The following is an 18445-nucleotide window of genomic DNA, read 5'->3' as shown; positions in this document are numbered from 1 at the left end:
GGCTCCCGGTCAGGGGGTCGCCGCGCGGGACTTGGCCGCCATGCAGATGCGGGCCAGGTCGTTGAGGGCGTCGGCGCGGCGCTCGTCCAGGGTGCGGCCGTCGCCGGCGTGGGTCTCGGCCAGGGTGTCGATGACCAGGGAGAAGATCGGCCATTCGGCGGGGCCGATGGCGCCCTCGAAGTCGACGTCGCCGTCGGCGAGGTCGTCCAGGTCGATGTGGCGCGCGAACGTCGCCAGGGCGGCCTCGGCGGCGACCAGGCCGATGCGCATGGCCAGCGCGGCGGGCTCACGCTCGGGCCGCCGCTGCGAGCGCCGCCGCTCCGCGTGCTGCTCCGGACGCCGTGCCGGGGAAGAGGCCGGAGCGCTGCTAGAACTCATGTTCGACAACATAGAGCACGCACGTCACACAAGTCGAACGTTTGCTCGAAGTCATCACCTGACATACCGCCGCACACCCGGGCACCCCGCCCGGCGACGGCGGGCAGGGCGCGCGGGGTGCGCGCTCACGGCGCGCAGGCGTGGACGAGCAGGTTGGTGTGGGTGAAGCACAGCTCCCCGTCGACCATGCAGGGCCGCATGCCGGTGGCGGGACCGCCGGACAGTTCGGCCTCCAGCTCCTTGCGGATGCGGGCGGCGTCGTCGTCCGGGGTGCGGGCCTGCTCCAGCCAGGGCGCGAGCGGCCGGACGTGGTCGAAGGTCTCGGTGCGCTTGACCTCGGCGCCCGCCGCCTCGACGAGCTCGGTCACGCGCGCCCGGGTGAGCAGGGCGTTGTGGGAGGGGTCGCGCAGCCGTTCGATGCGGTCCGGGTCGGCGGCGACGTCCTCCGGGCGGATGACGTCCTGGATGAACAGCGCCCCGCCCGGGCGGCTGACCCGGGCCATCTCGCGCAGCACGGCCTCGGGGTCGGCGACCTGGTGCAGGGCGAAGCGGCAGACCACGAGGGTGAACGAGCGGGACAGGTAGGGCAGGTCGGCGGCGTCGCCGCGGGTGAAGGTCACGTTGGTGACGCCGTCGCGGTCGGCCTCGCGCTTGCCCTGTTCGAGCATCGCGGGGGTGAGGTCCAGGGCCGTCACGTGCCGGACCCGGTGGGCGAGCGCGCGCGACACCAGGCCGGTGCCCGCGGCGACCTCCAGCACCACGTCCTCCCGGTCCAGTTCGGGCTCCATGTAGTCGACCAGCCGCGCCAGGTGGCGCGTGTACGCCGTGTTCAGGCGCGGGTCGCCGAAGGTCTCCGCCTGCTTGGAGAACTCCCGTACCACCGTCTCGTCGTGCCGCTTCGCCAAGCCCCTGCCTCCGCTCGTCGCCTCGCCGTGCTCAGCCACCACCCGGCCGCCGCGCGGCCGCCGCAGGGGCGGCCGCCCGTCCCCGGACATGCGGCGCCGGGGCCGCGGCCACGGTGAGTGCATACCTACATACCCGTCCGGCAGGTCATACCCGTCCTGGACGTCGTTGCCCGGATCATCCCTGAAATGACGCACCGTGACCAGGGGCTGGATCACAGGGGTTTCTCACAGTGGTTTGGCGGCCACGGGGATCTTCTCCAGCAGGGCGGCCAGTCCGGCGGCGTCGAGCAGGTCGGCCGGGCGGACGGTCAGGTTGTCGGCGACGTAGTGGAAGGCGGCGCTGACCTTCTCGACGGGGACGTCCGCCAGCTCGGCCCAGGCCAGGCGGTAGGCGGCCAGCTGCACGGCGGCGGCGTCGGCGTCCGCGCCCGTCGGGGGCCGGCCCGTCTTCCAGTCGACGATCTCGTAGCCGCCGTCGTCGGTGCGGAACACCGCGTCCATGCGGCCCCGCACCAGCCGGTCGGCGATCACGGTCTCGAACGGGACCTCGATGTCCACGGGCCGGCGGGCGGCCCAGGGCGACTGCTCGAACCGCTCCCGCAGCCGGTCGAGGAAGGCGTCGTCGGCCGCGCCCTCGTCGGCGGCGCCGGGCAGCTCGTCGGGGTCGATCAGGCGCTGCTGGCCCCAGCGGCCCTCCAGCCAGGCGTGGAAGGCGGTGCCGCGGCGCGCGTAGGGGGCGGGCGGGCGCGGCATGGGGCGGCGGATCTGCCGGGCCAGGGCCTCGGGGTCGCGGGCCAAGGACACCAGCGCCGACACCGACAGGTGCGCGGGCAGCTCGACCTGCAGGCCGTCGCCGCCGCGGCCGCGGTCGCGCTCGGCCAGCAGCAGCTCCACGTCGCGCGCCCAGGCGGTCATGCGCAGCCGGTCGGCGGGGGTGAGCCCCTCGTCGCCGGCCCAGTGCAGGTTGCGGCCGGTCATGGCGTCCTCGACCATGCGGGCGCCCGCGACGATCGCGTCGTAGCGTTCGCGTGCGGACGCGTCGCCCCGGGCGGCCCGCTCGGCGGGCGACAGCGGCCAGGGCGCCTCCTCGCCGCGTTCGAGCAGCGGGTTGGTCGCGTCCTCGGGCGGCGGCGGGGTCCAGACGGCGACCGTGCCGGCGCCCGCCATGCACACCTCGCGGATCTCCTCCAGGAACGGGGACGGGCCGAGGGGCCGGCCCGACGACCCCCACCAGTAGCCGGTGGCGATCAGCAGGTGGGACGCGCGGGTGACCGCGACGTAGGCGAGCCGCCGCTCCTCGCGCAGGTCGCGTTCGGCGCACGCGCGGTCGAAGTCGGCCAGGTCGTCCTTCTCCAGGCCGCGCAGGTCGGGCAGGTCGGCGCGGTCGCCGCGCAGCATGAACGGCAGGACGCGGGGGTTGGCGGTCCAGCGGGTGGAGTTCTGCGGCGGGGACGGGAAGACCGACCCCTTGGCGGGGCCGCCGTCCTTGCGCGGCGTGTAGGACAGGCCGGGCACGATCACCACCGGCCATTCCAGGCCCTTGGAGGCGTGCACGGTGAGCAGCTTGACGCTGTCGCTCTCGCCGACCCGGCCCGCCTCCAGGCCGAACTCCTCGGACTCGGCGGCCTGCAGGTAGGCCAGGAACGCGCCGAGCGTGGGGTCCTCGGCGTCTCCGGCGAAGTCGGCGGCGGCGTCGATGAACGCGTCCAGGTCGGCGCGGGCGGTGACCGGGTCGAGGCCGGCGCGGGCGGCGACCTCGATGTCGAGCCCGAGGACGCGTTCGACCTCGGTGACCAGGTCGGGCAGCGGCAGGCCGACCTGGCGGCGCAGGGCCCGCAGCTCGTCGCGCAGGCGCCGCAGCCGCGCGTACCCCTCCGGGGAGTACTGCTCGGGCGGCCCCAGGTCGTCCAGGGCGTCGACGAGGCCGCCGGTCTCCTGGTTCAGTTCGCTGACCAGCTGCCGCAGCGGGTCGTCCGGCGGCTCCGGCGCGGCGGCCGCGGCCCCGGTGCCGGCCCCCGCCTCCGCCTCGGCGGCGGACTCGGCAGGGGATTCGGCGGCGGACTCGGCGGCGGGCGGGGTGACGTCGCGGGCGGCTTCCTGCGCCAGCGCCCGGGCCCGGCGTCCGAGCGCGACCAGGTCGCGCGGGCCGAGCCGCCAGCGCGGCCCGGTCAGCAGCCGCGCCAGGGACGCCCCGGCGGTCGGGTCGTGCATGACCCGCAGCGTCGCCACCACGTCCTGCACCTCGGGGACGGTCAGCAGGCCCCCCAGCCCCACGACCTCGACCGGGATGCCCCGGCTCTCCAGCGCCCTGCGGATCAGCGGGAACTGGGAGCGTTTGCGCGCCAGCACCGCGATGTCGGAGTACGTCAGGGGCGCGGCGCCGTCCCAGGCCCCGCCGTCGGGCGCGACGGCCGGGTCGCCGGCCAGCAGCCGGGCCACGCGCGCGGCGATCCGCTCGGCCTCCTCCTCCACGGTCTCGAACAGCGCGCACTCGACGCGGCCGCGCTCCTCCCGCCCCGCGCCGGGCACCAGGCGCGGCACCGCCGAGGTGTCGGCGCGCAGCTCGTCCTGGACCCGCGCCGCCGCCTCGAGGATGCGTTCGCCGTTGCGGAAGCTGCGGCTGAGCTGCACGACCGGCGCGGGCACCGCCCGCTCGCCGGGCCGCTGCGCGGGCCGCAGCGGGAAGTCGTGGGCGAAGCGCAGCAGGTTGCCGGCGGACGCGCCCCGCCACCCGTAGATCGACTGGCACGGGTCGCCCACGGACGTGACGGGATGGCCGCCGCCGAACAGCGAACGCAGCAGCACCAGCTGGGCGTGGCTGGTGTCCTGGTACTCGTCCAGCAGCACCACCGAAAAGCGCGACCGTTCGATCATCCCGACCTCGGGATGCCGGTGGGCGATGCGGGCGGCCAGCGCCATCTGGTCGCCGTGGTCGATGACCTCGCGGTCGGCCTTGGCCCGCGCGTACGCCTCCACCAGCGGCATGAGCTGCTCGCGGACGGCCTGCTTGGCGAGGATGTCGCGCTGGGCCTTCAGCGGTCTGCGCACCGCGGCGAACCGCTCCTCCAGCCAGGCGCCGACCTTGCGGACGTCGTCGGGGCCGCGCAGGTGCTCGGCCAGGTCGCCGGACAGCTCCATGACGGCCCGGGTGACGGTGTCCGGCGACCATTCGATCCTGTCCATGGGGCCGTCGTAGGCGTCGACGACGCGCGAGCAGATCTGCCAGGCGACCGCGGGCGAGATCAGCCGCATGGTGGGCTCCAGCGCCTCGCGCAGCGCGTGGTCGCCGAACAGGCGGGCGGCGTAGGAGTGGTAGGTGGACACCATCGGCTCGCCGTCGAACACCGACTCGCCGCCGAGGCGGTCCAGCTCGGCGGCGGGCAGCGCCTCGCGCAGCCGGTCGAGCCGCTTGCGGACGCGGGCGCCCAGCTCGGCGGCGGCCTTGCGGGTGAAGGTCAGCCCCAGCACCCGTTCGGGGCGGACGAACCCGTTGGCGACCAGCCACACCACCCGGGCCGCCATCGTCTCGCTCTTGCCCGACCCGGCCCCGGCGATCACCGCCATCGGCGCCAGCGGCGCCTCGATCACCCGGGCCTGCTCGTCGGTCGGCTCCGGGATCCCCAGCAGCCGGGCGAGCTCCCCCGGTGTGATCAAGGAGTCCTCCCCTCGCCGGGCGTGCGACCGGTGCTCACGGGCCCACCTGCCCGCCCTCTTCGTGCACCGGGCAGCAGGACCGTACCGGGCAGGTCCGACACTTGTCGTTGGCGCGGGCCCGGAACACGTCGCTGGCCATCCCGGCGGCGACCAGGTCGACGAGCTTCTTCGGCCAGTCGGGCTCGGGGTCCTCGGTGGGCGGCGGCTGCGTCTGCTCGCGGGCGCGGGCGGCGAAGGCGGCCTTGCCGACCTGGACGAGCTTGGCGCCGCCCGGCTCGACCAGGCCGTGCCGCTCGAACGCGCCGAGCATCACCGCGTACTGGTAGACGCCCAGCTGCGGGTGGCGCGCCAGCTCGTCCTTGGGGACGGCGGTGGAGGAGGTCTTGATGTCGATGATCACGGCGCGGCCCTCGGCGTCGCGTTCGGCCCGGTCGATCCGCCCCTTGATCACCACCCGGCCGAGATCGACCTTGAACGACTCCTCCAGCGCGACGACCTCGTTGGGGTTGTCGCGGTGCCAGGCCAGGAACCGGTCCACCATCGCGGCGGCCTGCTCGCGCTGCTTGTCGGAGTACCACGCGCTGCGGAAGTCCAGCTCGTTCCAGATCTCGTCGAGCCGTTTGGCCACGTCGACCTCGGTGATGCCGTCGTCGGCCCCGGCCATCTCGGCGACCGCGTGGATGACCTTGCCCATGGTGCTGAACTCGCCGGGGCCGCCGTCCTGGGCGCCCACCGCCGAGGCCAGCAGCCAGCGCAGGCCGCAGGTGGTGAACGTCTCCACCTGCGACGGCGAGACGGTGATCTGCTCGCCGTCGCCGAACGCGGGCCCGGGGTCGGACAGCGCGGTGATGGCGTACCACTGGTCGGGGCGGGCGCCGCGCACCCCGGCGCGGGCCAGGCGGGCCAGGTGCGCGGCGGCGGCGCGGCGCAGCGGTTCGGGGCGGGCCGGGTCGGCCACGACCGAGCGCAGGTCGGCGACCAGCGCGGGCAGCGACAGCCAGCGGGTCTTCTCGTCGAGCTGGGCCTGCTCGGCGGCGCCCGGCAGCAGCTCGCCCAGGAACCGGGACGGGCGCTCCTCGGTGTCGTCGCCGCCGACCGCCGTGACGACCAGCCGCCGCCGCGCCCGGGTGACCGCGACGTAGAACAGGCGGCGCTCCTCGTCCAGCATCTTGGCGGCCATGGACGCGCCGGCGGCCTCCTCGCCGGGCAGGTCGCCGCCCGCCGCGTGCTCGACCAGCTCCTCGATGCCCAGCAGGGAGCCGCGCAGCCGCACGTCCGGCCACAGGCCCTCCTGCACCCCGGCGACGACGACCACGTCCCACTCCAGGCCCTTGGAGCGGTGCGCGGTCAGCACCCGCACCGCCTCCCCGTGCGGGGCCTGCTCGGCGAGCGTGTCCCCGGCGATCTCCTGGGCGGCGACGGAGTCGACGAACAGCTCGGGGCCGGCCTGCGGCATGCGGTCGACGAACCGGGCGGCGTGGTCGAACAGCGCGACGACGGCGTCCAGGTCGCGGTCGGCGGACGCGCCCCGGGTGCCGCCCTTGGCGCTCTGCTCCAGCAGCTCCTCGGCCAGGCCGCTCTCCCGCCACACCGCCCACAGCACGTCCTCGGCCGTGCCGCCGTCGCGGGCGCTGTCGCGGGCCACCTCGATCAGATGGGCGACGCGTTCGGCCGGGGCGCGCACCTTCTCGTGGACGGGGATCAGCTCGCGCGGGTCGTTCACGGCCGCGACGAGCAGCTCGCTCAGCGGACGCTGCCCGCCCGACAGGTCCTCCAGGTCGCGCAGCGCGCGCTTGAGGCGGCGCATGGCCAGGGCGTCGGCGCGTCCCAGGGGGCCGGTGAGCAGCTCCTCGACGACCAGTTCGTCCAGGAACCCGCGTTTGAGGGCGGCGCGCAGCAGCAGCAGGATCGGCCGGACGGCGGGTTCGGCGATCAGCGGCACCTCGTCGCCGGCGACGACGACCGGGACCCCGGACTGCGCGAGGGCGCGCCGCAGCACCGGCACCTGGCGGGTGGCGCTGCGCACCAGCACCGCCATCCGCGACCACGGCACCCCGTCCAGCAGGTGCGCGCGGCGCAGCTCGTCGGCGACCAGCGCGGACTCCTGGCTCTCGCTGTCGGCGATGACCACCCGCACCTCGTCGGCCGGGCCGTCGTCGCCGTCGGCGGCGCGCACGGGGCGCAGGTCGCGGTGCTCGGCGGCCAGCGGCCCGGCGGGCAGCCGGCGCGCGATGCGGCGGGACGCGGCCAGCACCTCCGGGCCCATGCGGCGGCAGTCGCGCAGCGCCACGACCGGCGCCGGTTCGCCGGTGATCGTGGGGAAGCGGGTCGGGAAGTGCAGGATGTTGCGGACGTCGGCGCCGCGGAACCCGTAGATCGACTGGTCGGGGTCGCCGACGACGACCAGGTCGCGGCCGTCCCCCGCCAGCTGCCGGAGCAGGTGCTCCTGGGCGGGGTCGGTGTCCTGGTACTCGTCGACGAACACCGCGTCGTAGCAGCCGCGTTCGCGCAGGCGCACGTCCTCGTCCGACAGCAGGCCCGCCGCGGCCCAGATCAGCTCGGCGTAGTCGTAGGTGGGCACGGGGTCGACGGCGAACCGGTCGGCGTAGCGCTCCATGAACCGGCCGACGGCCGTCCAGTCGTCGCGGCCGCGCGTGCGGCCCAGCGCGACCAGCTCCTCGGGGCCGAGGCCGCGTTCGACGGCGCGCAGGCAGAAGTCGCGCAGCTCCTCGGCGAACCCGCGGGTGGCCAGGGCCGGGCGCAGCCGCTCCGGCCAGTCCGGCGCGCCGTCCTGCAGCTCGCCCTGCAGCAGCCGCCGCACCTCCAGCAGCTGCTCGGGCCCCGACAGCAGGCGCGGCGGGGGCTCCTCGTTCAGCACGGCCTCGCGGCGCAGCAGCGCGTAGGCGTAGCTGTGGAAGGTCAGCGCCAGCGGGGTGCGCGTGGTGCGGCGCAGCCGTCCGGTGATGCGCTCGCGCAGCTCCTCGGCGGCCTTGCGGCTGAAGGTGAGCACCAGCACCCGCTCGGGGTCGGTGCCGCGGTTCTCGATGCGGTCGACGACCGCCTCCACGATGGTGGTCGTCTTGCCGGTGCCCGGCCCGGCCAGCACCAGCAGCGGCCCGCCGGTGTGCTCGACGACCCGGCGCTGCCGTTCGTCGAGCACGGGTGGGACGGCGCGCGCGGGACCGGCGCGCCGTACGAGGCGGTAGGACGCTGACGGCACAACAGACGATTCCAGCAGATCATCGGGACAGTTCTGACCAGAACCGCCGCATGGCGCGCGGGTGCCCCGTGAGAAACGAGCGCAACCGGCGCGGCGGCCCGCCCGCCGACTACTCGGCCCGCAGGGCCAGCAGCAGGTCGACCCGGTCGTCCAGGGACGACAGGTCGCGGCCGGTGAGCTCCTCGATGCGGCCGATGCGGTAGCGCAGCGTGTTGACGTGCAGGTTGAGGCGGCGCGCGCACACCGTCCAGGAGCCCGAGCAGGCCAGGAACTCGCTCAGCGTGGCGAGCAGGTCGCCGCGGTGGCGGCGGTCGTAGCTGATCAGCTCGCCGAGGACGCGGCGGCGGAACTCGCGGCGGGCGTCGGCGGGCAGCCGCTCCAGCAGCGCCGCATGCGTGGCCGGGACGTCGCCGAGGGAGCCGGCCTCGGCGTCCAGGCGGCGCACCACGATCGCCATGAGGCGCGACAGCGGCGTCTCGCGGGGCACCGCCACCAGCGGCAGGCCGTAGCGGTCGCAGGCGGCCACCAGGTCGTCCGGGACGGGCAGCACGGCCTCCCCTGCGCCCAGGGCGGCGACCTGCTTGGCGGCCAGCGCGGCGACGAAGGGCGCCGAGTCGTAGGGGCCGCGCCGCCACATCAGCCCGGTCAGGACCAGTTCGCCGCCGTCCAGGTAGCGGCTGGGGTCGGGCAGGTCGGTGACGAACACCTGCCGCACCGGGCGGTCCAGCCGGTCGTGGCAGGCCAGCGGGCGCAGCCGCAGTTCCGGATCTTCGAGCAGCTCGGCGACCCTCACCCCGTTCATGCTACGAACCGGATGTTCGAGGAAACCGCCTCGACTGTTACGGCCGTGCTACAGCTCGGTCAGCCGCGGCCGTCCCAGCGGGCGCGGCGCATGTCGACGCGGCGGCCGTCGGGGCGCAGGGGCGTGCCCTCGGCGCGGTACTCCGCGAGCGCCCGCACCTCGTGGCCGGGCGGCGGGCTGCCGTCGGCGCGCAGCACCCGCCACCAGGGCACGGCGCCGCCGTACCGGGCCATGACGCGGCCGACCTGCCGCGGCCCGCCCGCGCCGAGCAGCTCGGCGACGTCCCCGTAGGCCAGGACGCGGCCGGGCGGGATGCGCTCCACCACGCCCAGCACCGCGTCGGCGTAGTCGTCCAGCGTGCCGGGTTCGCCCGGCGTTTCAGGGTCGTCCAGCGTGTCGGGCGGCTGTTCAGAGGCCAAGGGTGACTCCGTCGGGTCCGGGGCCGGATGCACCCCAGAAGTGTGCCCCGCGTTAGACCTCGGAGGGCGCCGTCCGCGTTTCGGGGGACGGCTGGTTGCGGGGGTGGCGGCGGGCCAGGGCGACCGCGACCGCGACCGCCACCGCCGCGCCCGCGATGCCCAGCACCGTGACGGACAGGATGAGCGGGCGCACCCAGGCGGGCCGGTCGATCACCTCGACCGGGCCGGGGTCGTCGGCCCCGAACCGCTGCCACGGCGGCTGGCCCACCGTCTGGCGCGGCGCCACCAGCGCGTCCGCCGCCCGGACGGCGCGCGCCGCGCTGACCTCGCCGAACCCCACGTTGGGGTCGTAGGTGGCGGGCGGGCCGTGCCGGGTGCTGTTCAGCAGCGCCTGGGTGACCAGCGCCGGGGGCAGCTTGGGGTGGCGGCTGCGGATCAGCGCGGCGATGCCCGCCACCAGCGCGCTGGAGTCGCTGGTGCCGTCGGTGATGTAGTAGTCGCCGCCCGGCGCCGCGACCGGGATCCCGCTGCCCGGCGCGGACAGCAGCACCGAGTAGTTGCGGTTGGAGTACGCGGCGTGCCCGTGGTCGGGGTCGGTCGCGGCGACCGCGATGACGCCCGGGTAGGCGGCGGGGTAGGAGTAGGGGGCGAACCCGTCGCGGTCCAGGAGCTTCTTGGCCTCCCCGTCGTTGCCGACGGCCGCCACCACCACCACGCCCTTGTCGATGGCGTAGGCGATGGCCTCCCGTTCGGCCGGGTTCTCGTCGTCCTTGCCGAGCGACAGGTTGATCACGTCGGCGCCGTGGTCGGCGGCGTAGCGGATGCCGCGCGCCACCGCGTCCTCGGCCTCGTCCGACGAGGTGTAGCGGGCGTAGCTGGGGTCCTCCTCCTCGCCGATGGCGCGGATCCCCAGGATGCGGGCCTCGGGCGCGACGCCGATCACGCCGTCCCGTCCGCCCGGGCCGTGCCCGCGCCCGGCGATCAGCGAGGCCATGCCGGTGCCGTGCATGCGGGACGGCCGGGTGCCGCGGTCCACCTCGGCCAGCATGTTGGGGCCGGTGGTGACCGCGCCGGCGAGGTCCTGCTGGTCGGGGTCGACACCGGAGTCGACGACCGCGACCGTCACGCCGCGGCCGCGCGTGACCTTCCAGGCCTCCTCCAGCTCCAGCGTCTGGATCACCGGCCGCTGCCGGTCGCGGACGGAGTCGGCGTGCGCGGCCTGGGGGGCGAGGGCCGGGGCGGCCCCCAAGGCCAGGGCGAGCAGGGTCGCGGCGGTTCGCCGGGCAAGCGTCATCAGCACAGCACTCCGGTGGGGTCGCCTCAGCAGCGCCACTCGCGGGACGAGCAGTCGGGCAGCGCCTGGGTGGACAGGTTCTTGGCGATGCGGCGGCCGAGTTGGGGGGCCAGGGCGAACGGGCTGCCGGGACGGTTCTTGGTGATCGCGGCGGCGGGCCGTCCGTCGGCCTGGCCGGAGGTGGTGAGCACCACGTAGGGGCCGCCCCGGTCGCTGCTGCGGTCCTGGCGGGAGGCGTCGGTGAAGCGGGCGGCGGCCGTGCCCGGGAAGGCGGCGGCGCGCAGCGCGGGCCGGACGCCGCGGGAACGGTCCGGCAGCGCGGCGGCGGGCAGCTCGCGCAGGGCCCGGTCGGCCTGGAACGGGTCGGCGAAGGCGACCACGCCGACCGTGACCACCACGCCCTGGAGCTGGTCGGCGTAGGTGGCGCGCAGCACGGCGCGGCAGCCGTGCCGGCGCAGCACCGCGGCGATCTCCGCGTCCGCCGCGGTCGTGTCGCAGGCGGTCGCCGTGGAGATGCCCTGCAGGGACGCGTACTCGCTGCGTCCGCCGCCGGTGGTGTAGGGCAGCCGCTCGGGGAAGATCCGCTGCGCGGGCCAGGTCTGCCAGCGGCGGGCGACCTCGGCGGCGGCCGCGCGCTTCATCTCGGCGGCGGTCGGCTCGCGGTGCAGCGTCGTCCAGGCGCCGGCGAACGCGGCGAGGGTCATCGCCAGGTAGCAGCAGCCCACGACCACGGCGACGGCCATCCACTGGCGGCCGTGCAGGCCCAGCACCGTCGGCCGCCGGGGTGGATCGCTGTGCGGGGCCGCCGGCGGGTCGGGCTGGGCGGGCGGCCGGTTGACTGAAGGCAGGAACGCCACAAACGGACAGATTAACTGCGGTTTGCCGGGATCTGCCCTGTCTTGATGGGGACCACTACCGCGCGCAAGTCGCGAGCAGGGAAAAGGGCCCCTCGGACGAGAGGCCCTTTCTCCCCACGGTGCAGGCTTTTCGCCGCAGTCCGCTCCCCCTCCGCGCGGTCACTCGCCGCGCGGGGAACGGCGCGCATTTTTTACCTTGCCGCATCAATCCTCACCGAGAACGATGCGGCCTATGGTGACGGTGTTGCCGCTGTGGTCAGCGGTCCATGGTGCGGCGGACTTCTCCGGCGGCGTCCTTGACCTGCTCTCCGGCCTGCTTGACGCCACCGGAGACGCGGTCCTTGGTGCCCTCGGACTCGAGGTAGGGATCACGGGTGTGGCGGCCGGCCCCTTCCTTGGCGCGGCCCTTGGCCCGCTGCGTCTTGTTCTTGAGCTTGGCGAGGAAACCCACGGTTCCTCCTTCGATACGAGGCGATACGTGCCTCGTTTGCCCGCGTTATGGCGATCTATGCACGCTCCGGCGCGGCAGTGCGACGGCGGGTGCGGGCCCGCGGCGATCATTTCGCGGACGCGGGGCCGCGCGAATGCGCGCGGCGCTCCCCGGGGATGCGGGCCTTCGTCGCGGCGGCGCCCCCGTCCGCCGCGCGCTCATGCGGACGACGGCTGTGACGTGCGGCGCAGTGCGGGAATTCGGACGGACATGGCAAGGTTGTGCGGTGGGAGGACGATCCCGGCGGGGCCGGTCACGGCCGGTGCCGCGGCGGGGGCGTCCACACCCCTGGTACAGCCGAGCGTCAGCACAGGAGCACCCACCGTGTCGTTGCCACCTCTGGTCGAGCCCGCAGCGGAGCTCACCCGCGACGAGGTCAACCGCTACTCGCGACACCTGATCATCCCCGACGTCGGGATGGCCGGGCAGAAGCGCCTGAAGAACGCCAAGGTCCTGTGCGTGGGCGCGGGCGGGCTCGGGTCCCCGGCCCTGATGTACCTGGCCGCCGCCGGCGTGGGCACCCTGGGCATCATCGACTTCGACGTGGTCGACGAGTCCAACCTGCAGCGGCAGGTGATCCACCGGCAGTCCAGCCTCGGGCAGCCGAAGGCCGAGTCGGCCGCCGCCACCGTGCGCGAGATCAACCCGCTGATCGACGTCGTGGTCCACAACACCGCGCTGGACCGCGACAACATCATGGAGATCTTCGCCCAGTACGACCTGATCCTCGACGGGACGGACAACTTCGCCACCCGCTACATGGTCAACGACGCGGCGGTGCTGCTCGGCAAGCCGTACGTGTGGGGGTCGATCTACCGGTTCGACGGCCAGGCCGCGGTGTTCTGGGCCGAGCACGGCCCCTGCTACCGCTGCCTGTACCCCGAGCCGCCGCCGCCCGGCATGGTGCCGTCCTGCGCCGAGGGCGGGGTGCTCGGCGTGCTGTGCGCCTCGATCGGCTCCATCCAGGTCAACGAGGCCATCAAGCTGATCACCGGCATCGGCGAGCCGCTGGTCGGCCGGCTGATGATCTACGACGCGCTGGAGATGACCTACCGGTCGGTCAAGGTCCGCAAGGACCCCGAGTGCCCGCTGTGCGGCAAGAACCCGACCCAGACCGCGCTGCTGGAGGACTACGAGGCGTTCTGCGGCGCGGTGTCCGACGCGGCCGCCGAGGCCGCCAAGGACTCCACCATCTCGGTGCACGAGCTGAAGGCCATGCAGGACCGCGGGGACGACATCTTCCTGGTGGACGTGCGCGAGCCGAACGAGTACGAGATCGTCTCGATCCCCGGCGCGACGCTGATCCCCAAGGGCGAGTTCCTCAACGGCAGCGCCCTGGAGAGGCTGCCGCAGGACAAGAAGATCGTCCTGCACTGCAAGTCGGGCGTGCGCAGCGCCGAGGCGCTGGCCGTGGTCAAGAACGCCGGCTTCTCCGACGCGGTGCACGTCGGCGGCGGCATCGTGGCCTGGATCAACCAGATCGACCCGAGCCTGCCGTCGTACTGACGCCCGGCCCCTGAATACCTGAGCCCGGTTCCGCCGGGACGTGCGAGGGCCCCGGACCCGCCCGGTCCGGGGCCCTCGCGCGTTCGGGCGCGGACGCTGCCGACCGGCGCGGTCACCGCTCGGACGGCGGGCTGTACTTCAGGCCGAGGGTGGGCGCCAGCTCCTCCAGCATCAGCTCGAACATCGGCTCGGGGTCGTCCAGGGCGAAGTCGAGGTGGCCGAAGACCTCCAGGCTGACGCTGCCCTGCAGCCGGACCCAGCACTGCAGGAACATCTGGATGACGCCGACCGGCAGGTCGGCCCCGCCCAGCGACTCCTCCCGGTAGCGGTACAGCTGCTCGCGCAGGCGGGGGCGGACCTCCTCGTCGGGCGGGCAGGGGAACGGCCGCTTGCGCCACAGCTCCAGGAACAGGTTGACGAACGTCCAGCCGAACGCCCGGGCGCACTCCTCGGCGAAGTCGTTCTCCTCGCCGTGCCGCACGCCGGGCAGGGGGGCGCCGAACAGCAGCTCGTACTCGCGCCGGTGGTCCAGCGCCCAGCGGCGGAATCCGCGGGCCGCGGCCAGGAACTTGCCGTCCAGGTCGCCGGCGGCGTCGATCGACCGCTGCAGCGCGTCGGTCAGGTCCTTGAACATGTCGCCCACGACGTGCCGGACGAGCTCGTCGCGGCTGCCGAAGTAGCGGTAGAGCGCCGGCGCGGTCATGCCCATCTGGCGGGCGATGGCGCGCAGCGACAGCGCCCGCGGCCCCTCCTCGACGAGGATGTGCCGCGCGATCTGCGTGATCTCCACCATGGTCGCCGCGCGCAGCCGGTCGCGCCGGGTCTCACCCACTGTCCTGGCCTCCCTCCACCTGCCCTTCGATGATGTCGCATGAACAGCCTTGACGATAGTTAACGGTGTATGCGAAATTAACGCCATTCACTAGTTAACGCCGTTCATTCCAGTGACCCACTGTCACGGAGGAGGCACCATGTTGGAACGATGGGGCAGGGCGGCCTACCGGCGCCGACGGCCCGTGCTCGTGCTGGGCGCCCTCGCCCTGGTGGCCGCGGCGGTCTGGGGAATCGGCGTGTTCGGCTCCCTGAGCAGCGCGGGGGGCTTCGAGACCCCCGACAGCGAGAGCGTCCGCGCCGCGCAGATCGCCGAACGCGACCTCGGCCGCGCCGAGGCCGACGTCATCGTCCTGTACAAGGCGCCGCAGGGCCGCACGGTCGACGATCCGGCCTTCCGGAGCGCGGTGACCGGCTCCCTGTCCGCCCTGCCCCGCGACAAGGTCGCCGGCGTCGTCACGCACTGGTCCACCGGCTCGCCCGACCTGGTCAGCCGCGACCGCACCGCCACCTACGCCGTGCTGCGGCTGGCCGGCGCCGACCCCGAGCAGCGCACCGAGAACTTCGCCGACATCGAGGACGCGCTGCGCCACCCGGTAGGCGCCGCGGGCACCGCGCAGCTGGGCGGCACGGTCGCCACCGAGGTCGCCATCAACGACCGGGTGCGCGAGGACATCGCCCGCGCCGAGATGCTGTCCATGCCGGTGCTGCTGGTCCTGCTCCTGGTGATCTTCGGCGGGGCGGTGGCGGCGAGCCTGCCGCTGGTCGTCGGCGGGATCGCGATCCTGGGCTCGTTCGCCGCGCTGCGGCTGCTCACCCTGGCCACGGACGTGTCCATCTTCGCCATCAACATCACCACGTTCCTCGGCCTCGGCCTGGCGATCGACTACGGGCTGTTCATCGTCGGCCGGTTCCGCGAGGAGCTCGCCGCGGGCCGCGGCACCGAGGACGCGCTGGCGCGGACGATGGCCACCGCCGGACGCACCGTCGCCGTCTCGGGTGTCACCGTCGCGGTGTCACTGGCCGGGCTGACACTGTTCCCGCAGGTCTTCCTGCGCTCGATGGGCTTCGGCGGCATCGCCACCGTCGTGGTCTGCATGGCCGCCGCGCTGACCGTGCTGCCCGCGCTGCTGGCCGTCCTCGGCCCCCGGGTCAACGCCCTGTCGATCCGGCGCCGCCGGACTCCGGCACCGGCCTCCGGCGGGGGCGCCGGCTGGTACCGGCTCGCCCGGAGCGTGATGCGGCGCCCCGTGCTGTACCTGGCCGGGGCCATGGTCGTGCTGCTGGCGCCGGCCGTCCCGTTCCTCGGCATCACCTGGGGCGGCATCGACGGCAAGGTCCTGCCGACGGGCACGGAGGCGCGCGTCGTCGCCGAGACGCTCGAACGCGACTTCCCGCGCAACGCCACCGCCCCCATCGAGGTGGTCGTGACCGGACGCACCGACCCGGCCGCGTACGCGCAGCGGCTCGCCCAGGTGCCCGGCGTCACCCAGGCCGCCGTCACCGGCGCCGCCGGCACCACCGCGAAGATCTCGCTGCGCCACGACGCCGACCCGATGTCCACGCAGGCCCGCGACCTGGTCGAGCGGGTGCGCGACGTGCCCGCCCCGCCGGGGACGCAGGTGTACGTGGGCGGGCAGACCGCCGACCTGATCGACCAGCTGTCCGGCCTGGGCGCGCGGATGCCGCTGCTGGCGGCGACGGTCGGCGGCGCCACGTTCGTGCTGCTGTTCCTGGCGTTCGGCTCGGTGGTGCTGCCGCTCAAGGCGATGGCCACCAACGTGCTGTCGCTGTCGGCCACCTTCGGCGTCATCGTGTGGATCTTCCAGGAGGGGCACCTGTCCGGGCCGCTCGGCTTCACCGCCACCGGCACGCTCGCCCCGGCGATGCCGATCCTCATGCTGGCCATGCTGTTCGGGCTGACCATGGACTACGAGGTGTTCCTGCTGTCGCGGATCCGCGAGCGCTACGACGCCACCGGGGACAACACCGCGGCCGTCGCCACCGGCCTGCAGCGCAGCGCCGGGGTGATCACCGGCGCGGCCCTGCTGTTCATCGTGGTCATGGGCGCGTTCTCCACCTCGGGCATCTCGTTCATCAAGATGACCGGCGTGGGCATGGTCACCGCGGTGCTCCTCGACGCCACGATCGTGCGGGGGCTGCTCGTCCCGGCCGCCATGCGGCTGCTCGGCCGCGCCAACTGGTGGGCCCCCGGACCGCTCGCCCGCGTCTACCGCCGCTACGGCATCCGCGAGGAGGACGCCCCGGACTCCCCCGCCCGCCCGCTGGAGCCCGCCGGCGCCTGACCGCCCCGCCGCCCCTGACCGGACAGGCCGGGCGCCGCACCTCATACAAGAGGTTTCACCAGCTCACCCCGGTGGACGACACGGTCCCCACCCCTTGCGGGCATGCATTGATCTTGTCGAACGGGGGCATGATCAGGGCTGCCGCGTGACGTCTCCGTGACGTCGCGACAACACAGGGTGAACAGGGAGACGAGCATGACACTGGTGCGGCGCACGGCCGTCGCGCTCGGCGCGGCGGGGCTCGCGCTGGGCGCGCCGACGGCCCCGGCCCTCGCCGACGCGAAGGCGCGCGACATACGGGTCCAGGGCCCGACGTACGTCTACAAGGATCCCCGCTACGCCAGGGCGAAGACCTGGGTGCGGGTGTCCTACGGCAGGCGCTCGACCACGGTGCGGTTCCTGGCGACCGGGCTGCCGAGGAAGGCCGTCGGCAAGACGCTCGGCGTCCACGTCCACAAGAACAAGTGCGGCCGCAAGCCCTCCGCGGCGGGTCCGCACTACCAACGCGCGGGGGCCGGGCGCGGCACCCCGCTGCGCTACAAGGAGATCTGGCTGGACGTCAAGGTGCGGCCCGATCGCACGGCGCGCTCCGTCGCCAGGGTGCCGTGGCGCGTCGGCAGGGGCCAGGCCGGATCGGTCGTGATGCACGCCAAGCCGACCGACCGGAAGACCGGCGACGCGGGCGACCGGCTCGTCTGCACCACCGTCCCGTTCTGACCGGCCCTTCTGACCGGCCGTTCTGAAGGGCCGTTCTGAAGGGCCGCCCCGGACGGCGGCCGGGCCCGTCGCGGCTAGGCGCTCTTGCGGCTCCGCGACGACGGCTTGGCCGCCGTCTTCTTGTCCGCCGCCTTGCCCTGCGCGCCCTTGCCCGACGCGCTCTTGGCGGACGCGCTCTTGCCGGACGCGGCCTTGGCCGTCCGGCCGCCGGACGCGCCTCCAGCCGACGCGGCCTTCTTCCCCGCCCCGGCGGACGCCTTCTTCTCCCCTCGGCTCTTCTTGGCCGCCTCGACGCTGGCGCGCAGCGCGCTGAGCAGGTCGGCGGCGGGCTCCTCCGCGGCGGCCTCCTCCGGCCGCGCCACCTCCCGGCCCTCCACCTTGGCCTCGATGACCGCCTCCAGCGCCTCGCGGTAGGCGTCCTTGTACTCGGCCGGGTCGAAGGCGCCCTCCATGGTCTCGATGAGCGACGTCGCCATCGCCAGCTCCTGCTTGCGGACCTCGATGTCCTCGCCCAGGAACGGGAAGTCGGGGGTGCGGATCTCGTCCGGCCACAGCATGGTCTCCATGACGAACACCCCGTCGCGCACGCGCAGCGTCGCCAGCGACTCGCGCTGGCGCAGCGCCACCTTCACCAGCGCCACCCGGCCCGACTGCTCCAGCGCGTCGCGCAGCAGCACGTACGGCTTGGTGCCCTGGGCGTCCGGCTCCAGGTAGTACGACTTGGCGAAGTAGATGGGGTCCACCTCCTCCTCCGCCACGAACTGGAGCACGTCGATGCGGCGGCTGGTGGACAGCGGCAGGTCGGCGAAGTCCTCGTCGGTGAGCACGACCATCTCGCCGCTGGGCAGCTCGTACCCCTTGGCGATGTCGGCGTAGGGGACCTCTTCGCCGTCGACGGTGCACACCCGGCGGTATCGGATGCGCCCGCCGTCGGTGCGGTGCACCTGGTGGAAGGAGACGTCCCGCTGCTCGGTCGCCGAGTACACCTTGACCGGGATCGTCACCAGACCGAACGAGATGGCGCCCTTCCAGATACTGCGCATGACCAGTCCTTACCCCGAGGCCT

Annotated in this window: 14 protein-coding genes; 3 read left to right on the top strand and 11 right to left on the bottom strand. The window is 74.2% G+C overall.

Annotated elements, in window-relative coordinates; genetic code table 11:
* Window positions 1-9: 9 nt before the first annotated feature.
* The 9 genes from ABD879_RS07645 to ABD879_RS07605 form a co-directional block, all read right to left on the bottom strand.
* A complete protein-coding gene (locus tag ABD879_RS07645) occupies window positions 10-378 on the bottom strand; it encodes a hypothetical protein (RefSeq protein WP_345018839.1) in 369 nt (122 codons plus the stop codon).
* A gap of 125 nt (window positions 379-503) precedes the next feature.
* The gene (locus tag ABD879_RS07640; protein WP_345018838.1) at window positions 504-1283 is read right to left on the bottom strand and encodes a class I SAM-dependent methyltransferase; all 780 of its coding nucleotides are present in this window, start codon (window positions 1281-1283) and stop codon (window positions 504-506) included.
* A 225-nt stretch (window positions 1284-1508) separates the two neighbouring features.
* On the bottom strand, window positions 1509-4937 hold the full coding sequence (locus ABD879_RS07635) for an ATP-dependent helicase (RefSeq protein ID WP_345018837.1): 3429 nt from the start codon (window positions 4935-4937) through the stop codon (window positions 1509-1511).
* Between the two features lie 34 nt (window positions 4938-4971).
* Window positions 4972-8097 (bottom strand): ATP-dependent helicase, encoded by a 3126-nt coding sequence (locus tag ABD879_RS07630; protein ID WP_345018836.1) that lies wholly within the window; start codon window positions 8095-8097, stop codon window positions 4972-4974.
* Window positions 8098-8266: 169 nt separating this feature from the next.
* Window positions 8267-8959 (bottom strand): PucR family transcriptional regulator, encoded by a 693-nt coding sequence (locus ABD879_RS07625; RefSeq protein WP_345018835.1) that lies wholly within the window; start codon window positions 8957-8959, stop codon window positions 8267-8269.
* 59 nt (window positions 8960-9018) lie between these two features.
* Window positions 9019-9315 carry an MGMT family protein gene (locus ABD879_RS07620; RefSeq protein ID WP_345018910.1) on the bottom strand — a complete coding sequence of 99 codons (297 nt, stop codon included), beginning with the start codon at window positions 9313-9315 and terminating at the stop codon, window positions 9019-9021.
* Window positions 9316-9430: 115 nt separating this feature from the next.
* Window positions 9431-10672 carry a S8 family serine peptidase gene (locus tag ABD879_RS07615; protein ID WP_345018834.1) on the bottom strand — a complete coding sequence of 414 codons (1242 nt, stop codon included), beginning with the start codon at window positions 10670-10672 and terminating at the stop codon, window positions 9431-9433.
* A 26-nt stretch (window positions 10673-10698) separates the two neighbouring features.
* Complete coding sequence (locus ABD879_RS07610) at window positions 10699-11529, bottom strand: hypothetical protein (protein WP_345018832.1); 831 nt, start codon at window positions 11527-11529, stop codon at window positions 10699-10701.
* A 256-nt stretch (window positions 11530-11785) separates the two neighbouring features.
* On the bottom strand, window positions 11786-11980 hold the full coding sequence (locus ABD879_RS07605; RefSeq protein WP_345018830.1) for a CsbD family protein: 195 nt from the start codon (window positions 11978-11980) through the stop codon (window positions 11786-11788).
* Between the two features lie 363 nt (window positions 11981-12343).
* On the opposite strand from ABD879_RS07605, the gene moeZ reads away from it, so the two are divergent.
* A complete protein-coding gene (gene moeZ, locus ABD879_RS07600) occupies window positions 12344-13525 on the top strand; it encodes an adenylyltransferase/sulfurtransferase MoeZ (RefSeq protein WP_345018829.1) in 1182 nt (393 codons plus the stop codon).
* Between the two features lie 112 nt (window positions 13526-13637).
* On the opposite strand, the gene ABD879_RS07595 is transcribed toward moeZ, so the two are convergent.
* Complete coding sequence (locus ABD879_RS07595) at window positions 13638-14357, bottom strand: TetR/AcrR family transcriptional regulator (RefSeq protein ID WP_345018827.1); 720 nt, start codon at window positions 14355-14357, stop codon at window positions 13638-13640.
* A 139-nt stretch (window positions 14358-14496) separates the two neighbouring features.
* On the opposite strand from ABD879_RS07595, the gene ABD879_RS07590 reads away from it, so the two are divergent.
* Both ABD879_RS07590 and ABD879_RS07585 read left to right on the top strand, forming a co-directional pair.
* On the top strand, window positions 14497-16662 hold the full coding sequence (locus ABD879_RS07590) for an MMPL family transporter (RefSeq protein WP_345018826.1): 2166 nt from the start codon (window positions 14497-14499) through the stop codon (window positions 16660-16662).
* Window positions 16663-16857: 195 nt separating this feature from the next.
* Window positions 16858-17379 carry a hypothetical protein gene (locus tag ABD879_RS07585; RefSeq protein ID WP_345018824.1) on the top strand — a complete coding sequence of 174 codons (522 nt, stop codon included), beginning with the start codon at window positions 16858-16860 and terminating at the stop codon, window positions 17377-17379.
* A 74-nt stretch (window positions 17380-17453) separates the two neighbouring features.
* Here the strand turns inward: ABD879_RS07585 and ku are convergent, their stop codons facing one another.
* Window positions 17454-18422, bottom strand: a complete 969-nt coding sequence (gene ku / locus ABD879_RS07580) for a non-homologous end joining protein Ku (RefSeq protein WP_345018822.1) — start codon at window positions 18420-18422, stop codon at window positions 17454-17456.
* Window positions 18423-18445 lie beyond the last annotated feature (23 nt).

Origin of the sequence: Actinomadura keratinilytica (genome assembly GCF_039539665.1) — a bacterium.
Lineage (GTDB): Bacteria > Actinomycetota > Actinomycetes > Streptosporangiales > Streptosporangiaceae > Spirillospora > Spirillospora keratinilytica.
The sequence above is the reverse complement of the archived record's forward strand: the minus strand, read 5'-3'. Positions and strand labels throughout refer to the sequence as shown.